We start from the raw sequence: 13,978 nt of genomic DNA on the forward strand, positions 1-13,978 counted from the left end.
TCGTTGCGGTCAAAACGTCATGAACAGCGTGGCCGAAAGGGCGTTTTCGGTGTACTCGCCGGCGCTGATGGTGTTGCCCAGGTCGCCGCTGCGGCGGCGCAGGTCGATCGAAGCGCGCGCATCCCCGAAGTTGCGGGTCAGGCCGACGCGGAAGATGCGCTGGTAGTTGCGGTAATCGGTGGTGCGCGACTCGCTGTCGTCCAGGTCGTAGCCGACGGTCAGGTTGGAGCGCGAGTTCAGCCGGTAAGTATAGTTCGCTTCGAAGCCCTTCTGGCGCACGTTGTCGCTGTAGCGGCCCTGCTGACTGCCCAGCAGCGGACTGTCGCTCTGCTGGTCGGAGATCGCGTTGCGGTCGCTGACGTGGGCCGCCAGCGTCGCGCTGCCGCGGCCCGCGCGGTACACCATCGAGGCGCGCAGCATCTTCTGCCGCATGAACCGGTTGCTCAGGTAGTTGACGCTATCCGACAGCGACGGCGGCAGATTGTTCTGCCCCATATAGGCCTCGATCACGCGCGCGCGTTCGACCGGATCGGGATAGGCGGTAGCGAACATGCTGTCGAGCAGGCCGGCGGTGTCGAACGTCGCGGGCATCAGGAATTGCTGGCGCGAGGTCGTGATCACGTCGCTGTAGTTCACGTTCCAGCTGGTCTTGCGCGTGCGGTGCGCCGCCAGCAGGCTGCCGGTATTGCCGTAGAAGTGGCGGCCGGCGGTCGCCTGCAGCGTGGTGCGGACCGACGGGGTCCAGCGAAAGCCCAGCGACCAGTTGGCGCCCTGGTCGCCGCCGCCCAGGCCTTCGTATTCGTAGCGGTCGTAACCGGCATTGGCCAGCAGCGACAGGCGAGCGCTGACCATGTAGCTCAGGTTTGCCGTGAAGTTCTGGCTCGAGGAGTCGCCGTAGCGGCCGCCGTTGAGTTCCTGGTCGGTGTAGTTCAGGCCCCAGCCGATGGTGCGGAAGGCCGGGCCGCTGGCCAGCGTGGCCTGGATGGTGTCGCCGCCGGTGCGCCGGAAGCCGACCTGCTCGCCGCCACCGACCGAGTCGCGCGTGTAGCGCAGCTGGCCCGAGGCCGTGCTGCCGAAGCGGTGGACCAGGAACGGGCTGATGCTCCAGGTTTCGATATCGGTGCGGTTGTTGCGCGAGTAGGCGTCGTTGGTCACGCGCGGACCGAAGGCCGAGATGTTCTGCTGTCCGCGCGCGGCGGTGGCGTCGATGAAGAACAGGTCCTGCGCCAGCTCGCCGCGCAGATTGCCGCGGTAGCTGCGCTGGACGCTGTTCACGCCGGGATTGTCGGCGCCCGGTTCGCCATTGCGGCCGCGCTTGTCGCTGTCGTGCAGGTAGGCGAACGTGTGCAGCTGGGCCGAGGCGTCGACCGTCAGGCGCCGGGTCCGGTTGCTGACGCGAAGCCCGGGCGATACCTGGGTGATCAGGTCGCTGTGCGCGAGCGCGTCCTCGGTCAGATTGACATTGTCCGTCCAGATCTCGCTCAGCGTCAGCGTCGGCGTCACCCGCCAGTCCGCCTGGGCCGGGCTTGCGGCCAGCAGGAGCAGCGCAGCCGCCGCCAATGGCGCGCGGGAGAACGGCAGCTTAGCCGTAGTGGTAGTCATATGTTTCTTCGATGCCGGGGATATCCCTGGTCTTGTTATAGATGAGGTTGACGTTACTCATGCCTTCCAGCTGCTGCAGCGATTCCTTGACCGCGTGCTGGGTCGTGGTCTGGGCTTCCACCACCACCACGATCTGGCCCATGTGGCTGGCCAGCACGCGCGCTTCGCTGGTCAGCATCAGCGGCGGCGAATCGAAGATGATGATGCGGTCGGGATAGCGGCTGGCCAGCTCCTGCAGCATGGCGGTCATCGTCGAACTGGCCAGCAGCTCCGTGGCGCGCGGCGTGGCGGTGCCGGCCGGCAGGATCGCCAGGGTGTCGACGTTGGTGCGCAACATGACGTCCGACAGGTCGAGACTCTTGTCCACCAGGATGTCCATCAGGCCGCGCTGGGTCGGCAGGCCGAGCGTGCGCAGCACCGACGGGCGCGCCACGTCGGCGTCGACGAGCAACACCGTGTGGTCGAGCTCCATGGCGATGCTCATCGCCAGGTTGATGGCGCAATAAGTCTTGCCTTCGCCGGGCAGCGAGCTCGTGATCATGATCAGGTTGGCCGGATTGTCCTTCGGACCGCGCTCGGCGAAGGCGCGCTTGAGCAGCGGGCGCTTGATGATGCGGAATTCTTCCAGCAGATTGGTGCGGCCGCCGGCAGCGGTGACCATGCCCAGCTCGCGCATGCGGCCCAGGTCGAGCTCGACGCGGCGGGTGCGCGCCGTGCCCGCCGCAGCGGCGGCGCTGGCGGCCAGGTCCGGCGTCGGGGCCGGCGCGACCGGCACGTCGACCAGCACGGCGGCCGGTGCGTCGACCAGCGGCGGTACGGCCGGTACGAACGGGTTGGCAGGCGCGCCGTTCTGGCGCTGCTTGTCGATGCGGCTGGCCGCTTTTTCGATAATGCTCACATTCACTCCTTGTAGGCCAGCCGGCCTTACATCGTAGGGCGGATAAGGATGGCGGCGACACCGGCGGCATAGGCGCCGAACAGCACCAGCACCGAGGCGGCAAGCATGACCAGGCGGCGCTTGCGCAACACGGTCTGTTCGGCCGTCCAGTTCATGCTCACCGAACCGAGGATCGGCATACTGGTGGCTTCGCGCAGCGCAGCCGGGCTCAGGAAGGTCGGGCGCAGTTGGCTCAGCAGCAGGGCGCTGGCCAGGCCGGCGGCGAGGGCGCCGACGAACACCAGCGAGAACAGCTGCAGGCGGTTGGGACCGGTAGGGACGGCGGGCGCGGTCGGCGGGTCGATCACGCGGAATGTCAGCATGTCGGTCACCGATGACACTTCGCCCGACAGCTTGGCCGACTCGCGGCGCTCCACCAGACGCTGGTAATTCGCGCGATTGACCTCATAGTCGCGGTTCAGTTGGGCCAGCTGGGCTTCGACTTCCGGCACCAGCTCGCTCTGGCCGCGCAGGCGGGCCACGCGAGTGCTGAATTCGGCCACGCGCGCCTGCAGCGACGCGACGCGCGCCTCGGCTTCGGACAGTTGCACGGTCAGCTGCTGCAGCATCGGGCTGTAGCTGGCGCCCGGATCGGCGCTGCGCGTCGGGTTCTTGGCCAGGTCGGCGCGGCGCTCCATCAACTGATCGAGCAGGCGGCGGTTGGCGACGATGTCGGGATGCTGCTCCGTGTACTGGGTGCGCAACGCGTCCAGCGTCTTGTTGACGGTGGCGATGCGCTCGTCCAGTGCCGGGTCCTGCAGCACCGGGGCGCTGCGGCCGCCAGCGCCGCTGTTATCGCCCGAAATCTTGCGGCGAATCGCATTGCGCGCCTGCTCGGCCTCGGCCAGGTCGAGCTGCGCCTGGTTCAGGGCTTCGCTGGCCGCTATCATGCGTGCGCCGTAGTCGGCGCCTTCGCGCGGCAGCATGCCGATATTCTTGATCTTGAATTCCTTGAGCGAATTCTCGGCGGCAGCCAGGCGCTCTTCATAGCTGCGGATCTGGTCGTCGATAAACTGAACCGCCTTATCCGAGTCCTGTTTCTTGCCGGCGAAGCTACCTTCGACAAAGATGGTCAGGAAGGCCTGCACCACGTCCTTGGCCTGTTGCGCGCTGGTGCCGGTGTAGCTGATGGTATAGATGTCGTCGCGGCCGGTACCGACCATCCTGATCTTCGAGATCAGGTCGTCGACCACCTTGTCGAACTCCTTGCCGTTGCGGGCACTGACATCCAGGTCGAGGTCGCGTACCACCCGTTCCACGTTGGGACGGCTGAGCAGCGTGCGGCGCATGAACTGCACCTGCTGGTCCAGGTTCGGCAGGGTGGTCATGCCCGACAGCAGCGGCTTGAGAATGGTCTGGGTGTCGACGTAAACGCGCGCCGACGACTCGTACTGGTTGGGAAGCGAATACACCACCCCCCAGCCGGTCAGCGCCACCACCCAGGTGATGACGACTGCATGCCAGCGGTACTTGCCGATGGCTTTGAGGAGGTGAAGAATCTGGGTTGTGATTTCAGCCATCGTGTCGATCTCGTCGGTCAGAGCCTGGGCTGCAGGCTCAACAAATAAACAATGTGCATGATCGCTTGTACCCTAATCAATTGCAATTAAGGGTTAAGGGATACTGCGATTCCTGGTCACCGATGCCATCGGTTACAACACATGTTCCGGAATGCAACAATTATGTTAAACAAATTGCATCATGTCGGGTGTTGCATTATCGCAAACATCTGAAGAATTCGCATGTTGTATTTCGCAAAACGACTCCGGGTATCTGGTAGGGTTCGGCTCGCGGCGTCCATGCTGCGTGGTTCTTTAAATAGTTGCTGAAATTCAAAGAACCTTATTGTAATGTTTAATATTGGAAAGGGGCCGTACGATTGCCTCAGTCCTGTGACAACGACCTCGGGATGGTGAAAAGATGGTGAAAACGCGATGACGCGACGCTGGTTCGGAAAATGGGTGGCGGCCGGCGCGCTGCTGTGGGCGGGCTCCGGCCTGGCACAGGCGGCGAGCTTGCCGCGGACGGTGGCGGCGGTGAAGCCGTCGATCGTCGGCATCGGCACCCAGTTGCAGACGCGCAGCCCGGCGGTCGTGTTCAGCGGCACCGGCTTCGTGGTCGGCGACGGGCTGAGCGTGATCACCAATGCCCACGTGGTGCCGGACAAGCTCGATGCCGCCCGCATGGAGCAGCTGGGCGTGGTGCTGCCGGACGGCGCCGGGGTACGCTTCCGCCCGGCCCAGCTGGTGGCCCTGGATCGCGAACACGACCTGGCCCACTTGCGCCTGGAAGGCGCGCCGCTGCCGGCCCTGCGCCTGGGCGACACGGCGGCGGCCGAGGGCCAGGACCTGGCCTTCACCGGCTTCCCGCTCGGCATGGTGCTGGGCCTGCACCCGGCCACCCACCGCGCGCTGCTGGCCGCGATCACGCCGGTGATGCAGCCCTCGCTCAGCGCGCGCCGTCTCGATGCGCGCGCCGTGGCCCGGTTGCAGCGCACGCCGTTCAGCATCTACCAGCTCGACGGCACCGCCTATCCGGGCAACAGCGGCTCGCCGCTGTACGATCCCGCGACCGGGGAAGTGCTGGGCGTAATCAATATGGTATTCGTCAAGGGGCTGAAGGAATCGGCGATCTCGGCGCCGAGCGGCATCACGTACGCGATTCCCGTGCGCCATGTGCGGGAACTGCTGCAGCGATAGGGAAGCTAGCCATCCCGTGGCGACGCGACGCCGTTGCAAAAGATTTCAATTGTGCACGGCTTGCCGTCGCGCCGGTCTGCGCTACAATAGCGCGGGCCGTGATGGCGAAATAACAATTTTTGATTCACGCTGAACACTATCCCATCGGGGATGGCCGGAAGGCGCGAAGGGGATGAAACGCGATGATGACGAAGACCACGAAGAATCTGTTGGCAGCCGGCGCCGCCGCTTGCATGCTGCTGCTGGGCGGCTGTTCCACTCCCGTACCGCCGAGCAGCGCCGCGCTGGCGCCGGTGAATCCCGATTACCTGATCGGGCCGGGTGACAGCGTCAACGTCATCGTCTGGCGCAATCCGGAAGTGTCGATGTCGGTGCCGGTGCGTCCGGACGGCAAGATCACGACCCCGCTGGTGGAGGACCTGCCGGCTGCCGGCAAGACCTCGACCCAATTGGCGCGCGATATCGAACAGGCCCTGGCCCAGTTCATCCAGCAGCCGGTGGTGACCGTGGTCGTCACCACCTTCATCGGCAACTTCAACGAACAGATCCGCGTGATCGGCCAGGCTGCCCGTCCGCAGGCCTTGCCGTATCGCCGCGAGATGTCGCTGATGGACGTGCTGATCGCGGTCGGCGGCGTCACGGAGTTCGCATCCGGCAACAAGGCCAGCATCGTGCGCAACGTTGACGGCAAGCAGGAAAAGATCAATGTGCGCCTCGACGACCTGATCAAGGATGGCGACATCTCGGCCAACGTCATGATGCGTCCTGGCGACATCCTGGTGATTCCAGAAAGCTTCTTCTGATCGCATGACCGGCCGCGCGGCCGGTCCCCCGGCGCCCGCCACCGCGGCGCGCCACTGCTGTTCCTGCATTGAGGACGCGAGCAAATGCGCTCAGCGTCCTGTTCCTGTCCTGCACTGTCCTGACCGCCTCCAGGCATAACTTGCCTGCGAGCGAGATTTTCTTGTTCCCACACACCGCAGGTTGCGCTGAAGCTGCTATCGTCGCAGGGGAGCATTCTCGCATGCCGAATGTCAAAAAGATAAATGCTTTTCGTTAATACAATTGATAAATTGTAATTTTCGATGCTATGATGATCAGGATTGCCGCCGCTGCACGACGCGCCGGTCCTGCCTGGAGAATGACCATGATCGACACATTAGCACCGGCCGCCTTCTGCGCCGGTCCGAGCGGCGACGATGCGTCCGCCCCGAGCACGCCGAGCATCATCGACGTCACCATCAATGAGCGCGTGTTCGGCATTCGCGCGGCCGACATCGATTCGCAGCGCAATTCCGCGAGCATGCTTATCAGTAAGATGTATTCCTGGCGCGGCTACAGCGGCAATCACCAGGTCAACAGCGATCCGAACCGCATTACCCTGACCGCGTCCGACCGCGGCCAGGTGTTCGGCACCCTGAGCCTGGGCCTGGACTCCGAGATCGGCCTGCTGGCCGACCAGGTGTTCAAGGACTGCATCGATGCGCGCCGCGGCAGTGGGCGGGTGTGCGAGATCACCAAGCTGGCGGTCGACCCGGCGGTCAAGTCGAAGGCGGTGCTGGCCTCGCTGTTTCACGTGGCCCTGATCTATGCGCGCGACCTGAACGACTGCAGCGACATCTTCATCGAAGTCAACCCGCGCCACCGCCGCTTCTATGAAGCCATGCTCGGCTTCCAGACCGTATGCGAGGCGCGCGACAATCCGCGGGTGCAGGCGCCCGCCGTCCTGCTGCGCGCCGATACCGCCCTGGGCACCGGACTGGTTGCGAAATGGGGCGGCATGCAAGAGAAAGCAGTGGGCGAGCGCTCGCTGTTCCCCTGGTTCTTCTCGCCGCGCGAAGAGGCCGGCATCGTCAACCGCCTGCGCCAGCTGGGCTGATCGACGCGACGGGCGGGCACGGGCGATGCGTCGCCCGTGCCCGCTTTTTCTTGCCCGTCCACCGATAACCACCTATATTCTCCGCTCCACCGTATTTGACCAAGAGGGAAGCTCCATGACGACCGGTAAGACAAGGGATGAAATCGCCGAGGCCTATTCATCCGAACCATGGTGGTACGACCTGCGCGGCTTTTTCATTCTCACCTTCGCCTACAACAGCACCATCGGCACCCAGATGCGCTTCTTCGGGCCGAACTTCGGACCGGACCACCTCGAGGTGGCCTGCGGCACCGGCACCCTGCTCGAGATGGTGCTGAACTGGCGCCGCCGGCGCAAGCTGCCTGCGGTCAAGGTGACCGGTATCGATTACGCACCGTCGATGCTGGCCGGCGCCAAGCGCCGCTTCGCCGGCAACCCGCAGGTGGAGGTGCAGCATGCCGACGCGGCCCAGCTGCCATTCGCCGACAACCGGTTCGACACCGCCAACATCGCCAACTCGATCCACTGCTTCCCGACGGTCGACGGCGCCCTGCGCGACATCCTGCGCGTGCTCAAGCCGGGTGGAACGCTGGCCGCCAACGTGCTGCTGTATCCGTCCGGCGCCGCGCCGCTGCGCTGGGCGGCGCAAAAGATCAACGACTGGGGCATCCGCAAGGGCATCCTGTACAGCCCGTTCCACATCGAAGAGCTGCGCGCCAAGGTGCTGGCCGCCGGCTACGAAGTCGCCAGCGAATTCACGTCCGGGAATACCTGGAATGTGGTGTTGCGGAAACCCCTGTAGGACGAGGCCGACAGCGGCGTGAGAATTTTATAAAGGTGGCTGTCGGGATTTTTTACAGTGTTATAATTTCCATTACGAATCTGTGTGTTAAGTATTTGATTTAAAAGGGATTGCGATAGCTGGCACGATGGTTGCTTACATAGAGGGTGTTAGTACGAACCCACAACCCAGGAGAATCAAGATGAACGCAGTTTCGAAGACCATGATCGCAGCTTCCCTCGCCGCAGCCTCGATGTTCAGCACCGCAGCCATCGCCGCACCGTTCAACGAGTTCACCGTTGATCCGATCAATGGCAACTACGCGAACTTTGTCGCTGACAAAATCACCGGCAACTATACCGAGCAGGCAACCTTCAACCCGGACGGCACCTTCAATGTGTCGCTGCTCTGGACTGCAGGCCAGTTCGTCGGCAACGGCGGCAACACGGCTTATGAGGCTCGTCGCACCGGCCTGGGCGCTGCCTATGGTCTGTATGCGACCTACACCGCGAGCGGCAATTACTCGATGACGGACGGCGTGACCAACTTCAACTTCAGCGCCGGTTCGGGCAACCTGAACCTGTTCCTGGAAGATTACTCCACCGAGACCAGCACCCTGCTGGCTACCGGCAACCCGGTGTCGGGCTATGGCCAACTGGATCCGAACCTGCCGACTTGCGGCGATGATGGCATCAACTGCGGCAGCTTCGGTGCGTCGAGCACCTTCACCCTGACCGGCGCCGGCAGCAGCTTCTTCGTCGCGCCGAACCCGTTCTACATGATGAGCTTCCAGTCGGGCCAGCTGAACAACTTCACCCCGAGCGGTACCACGACCATCAACGGTTCGCTGGACGTGGTGTTCTCGACCCTGCCAGAGGCCGAAGTGCCTGAGCCAGCATCGGTTGGCCTGCTGGGCCTGGGCATGCTGGGCCTGTACGCAGCCCGCCGCCGCAACAAGAAAGCTGCCTGATAACGACGGGCCTGCCCTGGCAGGCCTTACGTCAGCAGCTGGAAAAAAGCCACTGCCGGAGCGATCCGGCAGTGGCTTTTTGACGTCCGGGAAGCCGGCGGCTGGCGTTCAGCGTCCAGCCGCCATGCGCGCGAACTGGCGCCGCCCGATCGCCAGCATCAGCTGCTGGATCGGATGGCGGTTGCCGCCGGGCCGCCAGGTGCGCTTGAGCTTGTTGCGATAGGCGTCGAACTGCATGCCCCAGGGCGCCGCCAGCACCTCGCCGCGGTTCAGCAGGATCTTGAGCGCCTCGGTGGCGCAGATGCCGGCGCACAGCTGGCAGGCCATGAAGGTCGACGGGCCGCGCTGCTCGGCCAGGTTGACCGCTTCCGGCACCACCAGATAGGGCCGGTGCAGGCCGGCGGGCGCCAGGCCGACCACGAAGCGGATCGCCTTTTCCTGGTCCGGCAGGTCGCCCCAGCCGAAATAGTCTTCGAAGGTCATCTTGCCCGGCATGAAGTTGAGCAGGGCCGCACCCATGCCCAGCGGCGCCCCGGTGGTGGCCGGGATGCCGAGCCGGGCGCAGGCGGCGAAGGTCTGCTGGCGCGCGTCGAAGGCAAAGAAATCGAGCGCGTCGACGTACAGGTCGACCCCGGCCAGGAAGGCGTCGAGATTGTCCTGGTGGACACCGTCCGGGAAGATCTCGATCTTGACGTCGGGATTGATGTCGCGCGCCATGCGCGCCAGCACCTCGGTCTTGGACTGGCCGAGCGTCGACATCATGGCGCCGACCTGGCGATTGAAGTTCGCGACATCGAAGGTGTCGAAGTCGGCGATGCGGAAACTGCCCACGCCGAGCCGGACGAGGGTCAGCAGGTGTACGCCGCCGACGCCGCCGCCGCCGGCGATGGCCACGCGCTTGCCGCGCAGTTGCTGTTGCTCGGCCGCGGTGACCCAGCCGATATTGCGTGAAAATGCCTGTTCGTAGTTGAACGGTTTACTCATTGACGGTTCGGGATAGCAGTGGAAACGACGCCGGCCAGCGCTGGAGCGCGGCCGTCATGCCGGATGCGATTCATCCATGCGCAGCAGGCGATTGATAATGCCACGCTCTTCGCGTGGAGAAAAGAAATATGGATAGAAAGAACGTTCTTCGGTTTCGCCATCGGCGGCATAGGTGCCGCCGAAGCGCGCGATCTGCTCGGTGACGTATTGCAGGTTCACGCGCAACAGGTAGGCCGGCGCATCGACCCGCGGGTTGGTCTTGAGCTCGCCTTCCTTGCGAAAGCCCAGCATGCGCTCGTAGAAGCGCCGATGGCGCGGATTGACCTCGATCACGATGTCGGTGCAGCCATGCATGTCGCGCGCATAGATCACGGCCAGGTGGAACACATTGGCCAGCGCCGTCTTGGAGCGCACCGAGGGGTCGAAGGCGAACTTGGTGAATTCGCACAGCCTGGCGCCGCGGCGGCGGTGGGCGTCGAGCTCGTCCCGGAAGATTTCGTCGGCCATCAGGCCGACCTCGGAATCGATGCCGATGCTGAGCGTGCCGACCACGTCGCCCTTGTCGGTGGCGGTCAGGGTGATGCGGTTAGGGTCGCTGCCGGGCTGGTGATTTCCGGTGTAGCCGCGCCAGGCATACATCCTGCTGATCAGCATACTGGCCGTGTTACGACCATCCGAAGTATCGGTAAGCCGGATTCCGTACGAATCGTCGTCCACGATAAACATCCTCAATTAGGAGAACGTCATCTTATCCCGACATTAATAAATCCAGCGTTCGATAGGATGAGGCAGCCTACTTCTTCCATGCGCAGCGCATGTGCGCACGGTGCGCCGCGGGCCGGTCTGGCCCCGCGGCGGACCCTCCGGTTACAGCGACTTGAGCAGCGCGCGCGCCTCGTCGGCGTGGGCGAACGGCGCGTTCGACCCCAGCAGCTTGTCGAGTTCTCGGCGCGCGCCGGCCTTGTCGCCGCTCTTGTGCAGGGCTTGCGCCAGGTGGTAGCGGATCTCCGTCGAGTTCGGCGCCTGGCTGCTGGCCTTCTGCAGCAGGGGCAGGCCGCGCGCGGTGTCGCCCTGCTCCACCAGCACCCAACCCAGGGTGTCCATCACGCCCGGGCTGTCGCTGGCCAGCTTGTACGCCTTTTCGGCGGTCGCCAGCGCGCGCGGGTCCTTCACCTGCTGGTAGGCCCAGGCCAGGTTGTTCAGCACCAGCGGATGCTCGGGGGCGCGCTTCTGCGCGTTCTCGAGCCTGGCGATGGCGCCCTTGTAGTCCCTGGACGCCAGGTTGAGCTCGGCCACCAGCAGCGAGACCCGCACGTCGTCCGGCTGGGCGGCGAGCCAGGCCTGGCCGCGCGCCAGGGCTTCCTTGCTCTTGCCGCCGGCCTGCATGGCTTGCATCACCTTGACCGTCAGTTCCGACGAGCGCGCCAGGGCCAGGCCTTTTTCATACGATTGCTGGGCCTGGGCGAATTTTTGCTGCGACATCAACACGTCGCCTTCGAGCACGTGGCCGACCGGCGCCTTGGGCGCCGCCGTCTGCAGCGCGCGCGCCGCCGCCAGCGCGTCGTCCGGCCGCTTGCCGCGCAGCGCCAGGTCAACCTGCATCAGGCGCGCCGGCACGAAGTCGGGCTGGAGGTCGACCGCGCGCTTGAGGTGGGTGGCGGCCGCGGATTCATTCTTCAGCGCCAATTGCACCTGGGCCAGGCGCAGCTGGGCGCCGGGCGCCTTCGGCAGCACGTTGACCAGCTTGCTGTAGGTGTCGAGCGCGCCGTTCAGGTCCTTGGTGGCGGCCTGCGACTGGCCGAGCAGTTCGAGCACGCCGGCATCGCCCGGATGCCCGGTCTGGAGCTTGCGCGCCAGCGCCAGCGCCTTGGGCGCCTGCTGGGTAGCCAGGTAGTGCGCGCCGAGCTTGAGGGCCGGGGCTGTGGCGTTCGGATTGGCGCTGCTGGCCTTCTCGAACCAGCTCGTGGCCTCGGCCTGGTTCTTTTGCAGCATGGCCAGGTCGCCCAGCGCCGTCATGGCGTCGGCGTTGTCCTTGTTCTGGTCCAGGAAGGCGGTGAAACGGGCCTTGGCGGCGTCCGGCTTGTTTTCCTGCACGTCCAGGCGCGCCAGGTTGGTCACCGCCGGCAGGAAGCTCGGCTGCAGCGACAGCGCCTTCTCGAAGGCGGCGCGCGCTTCCGCGTTCTTGTTCTGGACCATATACACCGCGCCCTTGAGCTGCTGCACCTGCGCGTTGTCCGGCTGCTGCTTCTCGAGCGCAGCGACGGCGGCCAGCGCCTTGTCGTAGCGCTTCATGTTGATCTCGGTCTGGACCAGGGCCATGGTGGCCTGCAGCGACGTCGGATCGAGCGTGGCGGCCAGTTCGAGGTCGCTCAGCGCGCGTGCCTGGTCGCCCTGGGCCAGGCGCGACAGGCCCAGCGAGGTGCGCACGGCGGCTGCCTGCGGCGCCAGGGTGGCGGCCTGCTGCAGGTAGTTGGCGGCCTTGTCGAAGTCGCGCACCTGCATATACGATTCGCCGGCCAGGGCCAGCAGCTGGGCATCCTGCGGCGCATCCTTCAGGGCCGGCGCCAGGGTGGCGGCGGCGTCGGCCGGCTGGGAATTCCTGAGCTGGACCTGGGCCAGCAGCTTGCGCGCATAGACGTTGTTCGGATTGGCTTCCAGGTATTTGCGCAGATGCTGCTCGGCCTGCTGAGTGCCGCCCAGCTGCAGCTCGGAGGCGCCGGCCAGCAGGATGCTCGGATAATGGTTGGGGGCGACCTTGAGGATCTTCGCCAGCGCATCGCGCGCCGCCGAGTGCTTGCCTTGCGAGAATTCATACAGGGCGCGGGTGTACACCACCAGCAGGCTGCCCGGCGAATTCTTTTCCGCCGCCTCGACCTCTTTCTTGGCCGCGTCGAACTTGCCGCGCCCGATTTCGATATAGGCTTTCTCGATGTGGGCGCCGCGGTGGTCCGGCTTGAGCGCCAGCGCCTTGTCGAAGGCGCCCAAGGCTTCGTCCAGCTTGTTCATCGAACGCAGCATCGCGCCCTGCATCATGAAGACTTCGGGATTGTTCGGATCCTTGGCCACGGCCTGGTCGACGTAGAGCAGGGCGGCATCGCGCTCGCCGCGTACGGCCGACAGGCGCGCCAGGCCCATCAGGGCGTCGCCGGAATTGGCGTTCGCGGCCAGCGCCGCCTCATAAGCCTGTTTCGCTTCGTCGGGCTTGCCGCTGCCCAGCAAGGCGTCGCCGCGCAGCGACAGCAGCGCGGCCGATTTGCCGGCTTTCTCCGGCGTGATCAGCTCCAGCACTTCCTTGAACTTGCCCTGCTGCATCAGGGTCCGGCCCTGCAGCGGCAGCACCCGCTCGTCGGCGATGCCGAGCGCGCGCGCGCGGCCCAGTTCCTTTTCGGCCGAGACGTTGTCGCCGGTGGAGAGTTGCAGGGAGCCCAGCGCCAGACGCGCCTCGCCGTCTTCCGGGCTGTTCGCCACGGCATTCTTGAGCTGGATCAGGGCGGCCTTGATGTCGCCCTTTTGCTGGTATTCGGAGGCCTCGGCCAGCAGGGTTTCGGTCGACTGGGTCCGGTTGCAGCCGGCCAGGCCGACGGTCAGGAGGGCGCCGGTCAGGAGAGCGGCGGTGAGTTTGAGCTTGGTGGGGTGGCGCGGCATCTGGAATTCCTCAGGCAGTGGAGACGGTCGTTTCGCCAGGTAAGCGAAATTCTCAACAACAAATCATACCTGAAGGAACCGCGCACCCAGTGTACAAACGGACACGGCTGTTGCAAAACTTATCCGATGCAGCGTGCATGGATGTTGAGAAAATGTCTATGCCGGGAAAATTATCCCTCGCCGCCGCCTTCGGGGCCGGGATCGCGGCGCAGCCGGCCCAGCAGGGCCTCGACGTTCTCGCCCACCGGCAAGCCATGGCGCCGCAACAGTTGCACGTGCAGCACCAGGTTTTCCAGCACCAGCTTGGCCGATACGGCGAGCAGGGTCAGCGCACGGTCTTCCTCGCTGAAGCTTTCCATCGCCGCCGCCATCTCGCACAGGTGGTTGGCGACGATGGCGCGCATCTCGTCCTCGGGGAAGGGCAGGTCGGCGAAATCGATCGGGTCTTCCCGTTCGACTTCGCGCATCAGGGCGGCAAGCTGGTCGGGCTGGATCGTCATGC

12 protein-coding genes are annotated in these 13,978 nt (G+C 65.0%); 5 read left to right on the top strand and 7 right to left on the bottom strand.

The window, feature by feature from the left end; translation table 11 throughout:
• Positions 1-9: 9 nt before the first annotated feature.
• The 3 genes from ABIB38_RS01880 to ABIB38_RS01890 are packed head-to-tail and all read right to left on the bottom strand — an operon-like array spanning position 10 to position 4,059.
• A complete protein-coding gene (locus tag ABIB38_RS01880) occupies positions 10-1,602 on the bottom strand; it encodes a TIGR03016 family PEP-CTERM system-associated outer membrane protein (protein WP_429201272.1) in 1,593 nt (530 codons plus the stop codon).
• The gene (locus ABIB38_RS01885) at positions 1,583-2,500 is read right to left on the bottom strand and encodes an XrtA-associated tyrosine autokinase (RefSeq protein ID WP_429201274.1); all 918 of its coding nucleotides are present in this window, start codon (positions 2,498-2,500) and stop codon (positions 1,583-1,585) included. Before ABIB38_RS01885 ends, ABIB38_RS01880 begins: the two co-directional genes overlap by 20 nt.
• A gap of 26 nt (positions 2,501-2,526) precedes the next feature.
• Positions 2,527-4,059, bottom strand: coding sequence for an XrtA system polysaccharide chain length determinant (locus ABIB38_RS01890; RefSeq protein ID WP_429201275.1), 1,533 nt, complete (start codon positions 4,057-4,059; stop codon positions 2,527-2,529).
• Positions 4,060-4,473: 414 nt separating this feature from the next.
• Here ABIB38_RS01890 and ABIB38_RS01895 point away from each other — a divergent pair, with 414 nt between their 5' ends.
• The 5 genes from ABIB38_RS01895 to pepA all read left to right on the top strand — a co-directional run bounded on the left by ABIB38_RS01895 (position 4,474) and on the right by pepA (position 8,847).
• On the top strand, positions 4,474-5,238 hold the full coding sequence (locus tag ABIB38_RS01895; protein ID WP_429201277.1) for a S1 family peptidase: 765 nt from the start codon (positions 4,474-4,476) through the stop codon (positions 5,236-5,238).
• A 182-nt stretch (positions 5,239-5,420) separates the two neighbouring features.
• Positions 5,421-6,041: an XrtA/PEP-CTERM system exopolysaccharide export protein gene (locus tag ABIB38_RS01900; RefSeq protein WP_429201279.1), complete on the top strand. Its 621-nt coding sequence runs from the start codon at positions 5,421-5,423 to the stop codon at positions 6,039-6,041.
• A gap of 344 nt (positions 6,042-6,385) precedes the next feature.
• Positions 6,386-7,117, top strand: a complete 732-nt coding sequence (locus tag ABIB38_RS01905) for a GNAT family N-acetyltransferase (protein ID WP_429201281.1) — start codon at positions 6,386-6,388, stop codon at positions 7,115-7,117.
• A 115-nt stretch (positions 7,118-7,232) separates the two neighbouring features.
• Positions 7,233-7,898 carry a class I SAM-dependent methyltransferase gene (locus tag ABIB38_RS01910; protein WP_429201282.1) on the top strand — a complete coding sequence of 222 codons (666 nt, stop codon included), beginning with the start codon at positions 7,233-7,235 and terminating at the stop codon, positions 7,896-7,898.
• Between the two features lie 181 nt (positions 7,899-8,079).
• Positions 8,080-8,847: a flocculation-associated PEP-CTERM protein PepA gene (pepA, locus tag ABIB38_RS01915; RefSeq protein WP_429201284.1), complete on the top strand. Its 768-nt coding sequence runs from the start codon at positions 8,080-8,082 to the stop codon at positions 8,845-8,847.
• 108 nt (positions 8,848-8,955) lie between these two features.
• Here the strand turns inward: pepA and ABIB38_RS01920 are convergent, their stop codons facing one another.
• The 4 genes from ABIB38_RS01920 to ABIB38_RS01935 form a co-directional block, all read right to left on the bottom strand.
• Positions 8,956-9,831, bottom strand: a complete 876-nt coding sequence (locus tag ABIB38_RS01920) for a ThiF family adenylyltransferase (RefSeq protein ID WP_429201286.1) — start codon at positions 9,829-9,831, stop codon at positions 8,956-8,958.
• Between the two features lie 54 nt (positions 9,832-9,885).
• Positions 9,886-10,485: a GNAT family N-acetyltransferase gene (locus tag ABIB38_RS01925; RefSeq protein WP_429201288.1), complete on the bottom strand. Its 600-nt coding sequence runs from the start codon at positions 10,483-10,485 to the stop codon at positions 9,886-9,888.
• Positions 10,486-10,698: 213 nt separating this feature from the next.
• On the bottom strand, positions 10,699-13,476 hold the full coding sequence (gene prsT / locus ABIB38_RS01930; protein ID WP_429201290.1) for an XrtA/PEP-CTERM system TPR-repeat protein PrsT: 2,778 nt from the start codon (positions 13,474-13,476) through the stop codon (positions 10,699-10,701).
• 170 nt (positions 13,477-13,646) lie between these two features.
• Positions 13,647-13,976 (bottom strand): hypothetical protein, encoded by a 330-nt coding sequence (locus ABIB38_RS01935; RefSeq protein WP_429201292.1) that lies wholly within the window; start codon positions 13,974-13,976, stop codon positions 13,647-13,649.
• Between the last annotated feature and the right edge of the window lie 2 nt (positions 13,977-13,978).

It is taken from the genome of Massilia sp. UYP11 (assembly GCF_050434805.1).
Classification (GTDB): domain Bacteria; phylum Pseudomonadota; class Gammaproteobacteria; order Burkholderiales; family Burkholderiaceae_D; genus Telluria.

Bases quoted from the DNA above. Each gene is read 5' to 3' on its own strand.
- ABIB38_RS01880 (WP_429201272.1), bottom strand. From the start codon at position 1,602: ATGACTACCACTACGGCTAAGCTGCCGTTCTCCCGCGCGCCATTGGCG.
- ABIB38_RS01890 (WP_429201275.1), bottom strand. From the start codon at position 4,059: ATGGCTGAAATCACAACCCAGATTCTTCACCTCCTCAAAGCCATCGGC.
- ABIB38_RS01895 (WP_429201277.1), top strand. From the start codon at position 4,474: ATGACGCGACGCTGGTTCGGAAAATGGGTGGCGGCCGGCGCGCTGCTG.
- ABIB38_RS01900 (WP_429201279.1), top strand. From the start codon at position 5,421: ATGATGACGAAGACCACGAAGAATCTGTTGGCAGCCGGCGCCGCCGCT.
- ABIB38_RS01905 (WP_429201281.1), top strand. From the start codon at position 6,386: ATGATCGACACATTAGCACCGGCCGCCTTCTGCGCCGGTCCGAGCGGC.
- ABIB38_RS01910 (WP_429201282.1), top strand. From the start codon at position 7,233: ATGACGACCGGTAAGACAAGGGATGAAATCGCCGAGGCCTATTCATCC.
- pepA (WP_429201284.1), top strand. From the start codon at position 8,080: ATGAACGCAGTTTCGAAGACCATGATCGCAGCTTCCCTCGCCGCAGCC.
- ABIB38_RS01920 (WP_429201286.1), bottom strand. From the start codon at position 9,831: ATGAGTAAACCGTTCAACTACGAACAGGCATTTTCACGCAATATCGGC.
- ABIB38_RS01925 (WP_429201288.1), bottom strand. From the start codon at position 10,485: ATGCTGATCAGCAGGATGTATGCCTGGCGCGGCTACACCGGAAATCAC.
- prsT (WP_429201290.1), bottom strand. From the start codon at position 13,476: ATGCCGCGCCACCCCACCAAGCTCAAACTCACCGCCGCTCTCCTGACC.
- ABIB38_RS01935 (WP_429201292.1), bottom strand. From the start codon at position 13,976: ATGACGATCCAGCCCGACCAGCTTGCCGCCCTGATGCGCGAAGTCGAA.